Annotated in this window: 1 protein-coding gene; it reads left to right on the top strand. The window is 69.7% G+C overall.

Features of this window, described 5'->3' with window-relative positions:
- Positions 1 to 921 (top strand): transposase (locus FOF48_RS36220; protein WP_255443091.1); only part of this gene is annotated, 921 nt, incomplete at its 5' end.
- Positions 922 to 1,096 lie beyond the last annotated feature (175 nt).

Below are 1,096 nucleotides of genomic sequence, written 5' to 3'. Positions count from 1 at the left end.
GCAAGAACGCGAGCGGATTGGCGCTCGCGTCGCTGTGTGACGACGCTGGCGGGTTGCGTGGGGCTCTCGGTGCAGGTGCGGGTATGCCACCGGGAGGAGTGTCTGCTGAAGGGCGTTCCACTCAGGGCAGAGGGCGAGGGCCGTTGGGTGCTGCCGGAGCACGCGTTCGGCTTGGACGTGCTGGCCTTCATCGGAGCCCAGCGCTACCGGGAGCACCGCAGCGTGCCGGAGATTCACGCCCTGCTTCGTCAGAAAGGCGTCGCCGTCTCCGAGCGCACCTGCACCAACCTGCTCGACCGGTACGATGAACTCGTCAGCCTCCGGTTGCTGGATGCGGGACGACTGCATGCGACGCTCAAACGCCAGGGCCGGGCGGTGCTCGCCATCGACGGCCTCGCTCCGGACGTAGGGCATGAGGTGCTTTGGGTCGTGCGCGAATGCCTCTCGGGGCAGGTGCTGCTGGCGCGTCCCCTGCTGGCTGGCGGCGAGCAGGAACTCGTGCCGCTGCTGGAGGAAGTGAAGCGTGCGCTGGGCCGGGTGCCCATCGTCGGCGTGGTGTCGGATGGGCAGCGAAGTATTCGCAATGCCGTGGCGCATGCACTGCCCGGGGTGCCGCACCAGCTATGCCATTTCCATTACCTGAGGGAGGCGGCCCGGCCGCTCTACGAGGTGGACCGGCATGCGAAGAAGGAGCTGAAGAAGCGCGTGCGAGAGGTGCGCAAGGTCGAACGGGCCGTGGAAGGCCGTGACGACGCGAGCGCCCGCGCCACGCGCGCCTACGCGGCAGCCGTCAGGAGCGCTCTCACCGACGACCACCGCCCACCCCTCAACCCCTCCGGACTGCTGCTGCGCCGACGCCTGGGCGCCATCGAGAAGAGCCTGGAGCGGGTGGAAAAAGGGGGGCCTGCGTCCCGGAGTTGAGCCGCCTGCGGGCGGTGCTGCGCAAAGCACGCAGCGCCACCGCTTCCATGTGGCCCTCCCTCGCACGCGCCTACCGATGGGTCGAGCGCACCGCGGCCATCCTCCAGAATGAGCCCGGATTGGATGCCGCGGGCGTGCGCCGCCGTCTGTCGGCCCTGCTGGCCGCCCTGGTGCG

Source organism: Corallococcus sp. Z5C101001, from assembly GCF_007352635.1.
Lineage (GTDB): Bacteria > Myxococcota > Myxococcia > Myxococcales > Myxococcaceae > Corallococcus > Corallococcus silvisoli.
Note: the sequence above shows the minus strand (reverse complement) of the source record. Positions and strands in the feature narration are given on the sequence as shown.